Origin of the sequence: Faecalibacterium sp. An192, from assembly GCF_002160175.1 — a bacterium.
Classification (GTDB): Bacteria; Bacillota; Clostridia; order Oscillospirales; family Ruminococcaceae; genus Faecalibacterium.
Genome location: NZ_NFKB01000108.1, coordinates 1 through 3245, shown reverse-complemented (window position 1 = coordinate 3245; position 3245 = coordinate 1). Strand labels below are relative to the sequence as shown.

Here is a 3245-nt window from a genome sequence, read left to right as displayed (position 1 = left end):
GGGACGGATGGCGTTCTCAGCAAGGTTATTGGAAATCTGGCACCTGGGGTCAAGCAGGTAGTTCTCCATGTAAGGCTGCTGTTTGCGGGCATACTGCACAGCCTTTTTCGGGTCGGGGGTGCGGACAGAAAGTTGGACTCCGCAAAAAGGAGACGACTGGATGTATACGAAAGAACAGGAAGAAGCCGCATTGAAAGAATACGCCCGATTGGGATCTGTACATGCGGTCATTCAACGATTGGGATACCCGAGCAAGTCTACCCTTTACCGATGGTATGAACGTAGAAACGCCGGATTCAAGAATAATCATGGCCGTACAGCAGAGAGCCCTGAAAAAGCCGACCATAAATGTAATGCGCCCGGTCATCCAAGACATCCATCAGCCGAATTCAAATATGAGGTACTACGCCGTTGCTTTGAACTCGGTGAGGATGTAGAATATGTATCAAGAGAAATCGGATATAGCCGTATGAGCATATATGTATGGCGAAGAAAATATTTGAAGTATGGGATGATTGGGCTCATGTCAAAGAAAAAAAGCATACCAAGACAACCATTGCCCTCGAGCGATACAACGCCGCAATCTGAGGAGCTGCAGGCTCTTCGAGAACAGATCCAGGACCTACAGTTTGAAGTGGATGTATTGAAGGAAACCCTCGCCGTATTAAAAAAAGACCCAGGCGTCGATCTGACGGCACTCAAAAACCGTGAGAAGGCAGTGATCATCGGCGCCTTGAGGGAGAAATACGCACTGCCGATGCTTCTGAGCTACTTTCACATGGCCAGAAGCAGCTACTATTACCAGCAAGCCATTATGAATAAGCCGGACAAGTATCTTCCCTTTCGTGCGCAGATTACATCGATTTTTCACGAAAACAGAGGGGTATATGGTTATCGCCGCATTCATCTGGCGTTAAAGAGGGGAGGTATAACACTTTCTGAAAAAATAATCCGACATATCATGAAGGAAGAAGGACTGGCTGTTTCTGTCCCCAAACGGGCAAAATATAGTTCGTACCTGGGAGAAATCACCCCAGAAGTAGATAATATTGTTTCGCGTGATTTTCATGCGAAACAGCCATATGAAAAGTTACTGACCGATATTACTGAGTTTGCGTTGCCGGATGGCAAGCTATATCTCTCCGCAATGATTGATTGTTTTGATGGCATGGTTGTAGGTTGGACGATTGGCTTTCGTCCCAATGCCGCATTAGTTAACAGCATGTTGGACGAGGTAATTGCCAAACTGCCAGATGGCTGTCATCCGACTGTACATTCAGACAGAGGATGCCACTACCGATGGCCCGGCTGGATCGAACGAATGGAGGAAGCTGGACTTACCCGATCTATGTCTAAAAAGGGATGTTCTCCTGATAACGCAGCCTGTGAAGGTTTCTTTGGCAGGCTGAAAAACGAAATGTTTTATGGACGCTCATGGATAGGAAAATCCCTTGATGCTTTTGCCCAGGATCTTGATGACTATATCAATTGGTATAATCGAAAGCGTATCAAGTTGTCCTTAGGAGGCCGCAGCCCTTGGGAATATAGGCAGCATCTTGGCTTGATAGCATAACTTGTCCAACTTTCTGTCCGCACCCCCGTCTCGCTGTTGAGGTCCTGGTTTTTGGGATTTGGTTAAAAGATTTGATCGTCTAATATCTTGACAGTGTTCCAAAATCGTGTATAATGTCAAATAGGAGGACAAGGAATGCATTCATTTACTCCAATAAAAATCCACCGTCTTCAAGTGAACCTTCAGCTTATTCGACAGGCCGGTGGATGGTCCCTCTCGCAATTTGGGAACTTGCTTGGCGTGTCCAAGCAGACTGTATGCAACTTGGAGAATGGAACGACAAAATTGAGTAAACTGCAATATGTCGGGATCCGGACAATTCTCGATTACGAAATTTCTCAACACCCTGAGAATAAGCTTCTTCCACATGCAATTTATGTTCTTCTTGATTCTGATGAAACAACAGAGGAAGATGTTCAAAAAATTAAGCAGGCGGTTGCTTATACTTCAGGGGCAAAAAAACTTGGCTTGGACTCTGCTGCTGTATTTGCAGGGCTAAGCACTATATTAACTATTGTTGCGGGTGCAGGAGGAATAATTGCAGGTGCAGGGATTTTATGGTCGGATAAGTGGATTTCGGAAATTATGAAGAACGATTAACCTTTAGAATGAGAAGGGAGGATCTGTGCGTATGAAAAAACTGTCTCTGCCTTTTTTAAAGTTTCCGAGACACGTCATCAATCTACACCTACACATACAGTAAACATTTATCATGCAAGATACAATTCTGGGGTCGAAGTGGCTAAAGCAGTGGCTTATCCTTATACACCTCGAAAATCTGATCGGTTACCTATGGCAAGAGATCTTATTACGCAGGAAGGATTCAGTCAAAAAGAGACTGCTGAGGCACTGGATATGTCGCAATCTTATATATCAAGGTTGCTAAATAAAAAATAAATCTTATTTCTCCTTGAAAGTTAGGGGCTGTGTGTTTAAGTGCAGAACCCTCGCCCGAGAGGAGTTATACTATCTATAGTAGAAAGGAGGGGGGTCATGGGAAACATGATTTATCTTGTCATTGAAGATGATGACACTATTATCAAAGCCTCGTTGGATTGCGAATATATAGAGAACCTGTGCGAAGAACATATGTATGAAATGAGAGCCCGTGCAATGCAAGCGCTGGGGTTGGATGACGACGGAAATGAAAAAGATATAAGAGATGCCGACATTTACGCGGCTCAAAACTATCCTTTTTGGTCAGTAGGGCGGGTTTCAAAAAAGGCTTGTGAGCAGGCCGATGGTGGAGATGTCACGGTTTATATTGGGAATTGTGACGAGAACGAGATGTCTTCGGCTGAAATTTTGGAATTGCTGAAAAATGATGATGCAGAAGAGGAGTTTGATAGCGACTTTTGGTAATAGTGAAATTTATGAATCTATTGCCGACTCCATAAAACTGTAAGCGGGTCGGCGGATACATTGAATCTAGTTCATATCAGTTTGTGAATACAAAAAGAGATAGGCAGTCCCTTTTTTGGGAAAGCCTATCTCTTTTTTGGGGGAGTAAAAGATTATTCGTAAGCGCCTCACAAAACAGTGTACTTGACAACAGAAAAGGACCGTAACCGCTCCATAATCCCCCGACTGTAAAAAAGTACTGACCTGTGAGAAAATAAGAGAAAGTATCAAAAGTCTTAGAAGTCTTAGAAATCTGAGAAGTCTCGCAGGG

Annotated in this window: 4 protein-coding genes; 3 read left to right on the top strand and 1 reads right to left on the bottom strand. The window is 43.9% G+C overall.

What is annotated here, in order from left to right; translation table 11 throughout:
* Positions 1-231: transposase (locus B5F27_RS17510; protein WP_343214657.1), on the bottom strand; the 231-nt coding region annotated here is incomplete at its 3' end.
* Here B5F27_RS17510 and B5F27_RS15975 point away from each other — a divergent pair.
* From B5F27_RS15975 to B5F27_RS15960, 3 genes are all read left to right on the top strand, one after another.
* The gene (locus B5F27_RS15975; protein ID WP_087369037.1) at positions 161-1573 is read left to right on the top strand and encodes an IS3 family transposase; all 1413 of its coding nucleotides are present in this window, start codon (positions 161-163) and stop codon (positions 1571-1573) included. The genes B5F27_RS17510 and B5F27_RS15975 overlap by 71 nt on opposite strands.
* A gap of 135 nt (positions 1574-1708) precedes the next feature.
* On the top strand, positions 1709-2173 hold the full coding sequence (locus B5F27_RS15970; RefSeq protein WP_087369036.1) for a helix-turn-helix transcriptional regulator: 465 nt from the start codon (positions 1709-1711) through the stop codon (positions 2171-2173).
* 393 nt (positions 2174-2566) lie between these two features.
* Entirely contained in the window at positions 2567-2935 is a 369-nt protein-coding gene (locus B5F27_RS15960; protein ID WP_087369034.1) for a hypothetical protein, read from the top strand.
* Positions 2936-3245: the final 310 nt, after the last annotated feature.

What these genes read in the sequence shown, in the direction of transcription:
- B5F27_RS15975 (WP_087369037.1), top strand. Translation starts at nt 161, where the DNA reads ATGTATACGAAAGAACAGGAAGAAGCCGCATTGAAAGAATACGCCCGA.
- B5F27_RS15970 (WP_087369036.1), top strand. Translation starts at nt 1,709, where the DNA reads ATGCATTCATTTACTCCAATAAAAATCCACCGTCTTCAAGTGAACCTT.
- B5F27_RS15960 (WP_087369034.1), top strand. Translation starts at nt 2,567, where the DNA reads ATGGGAAACATGATTTATCTTGTCATTGAAGATGATGACACTATTATC.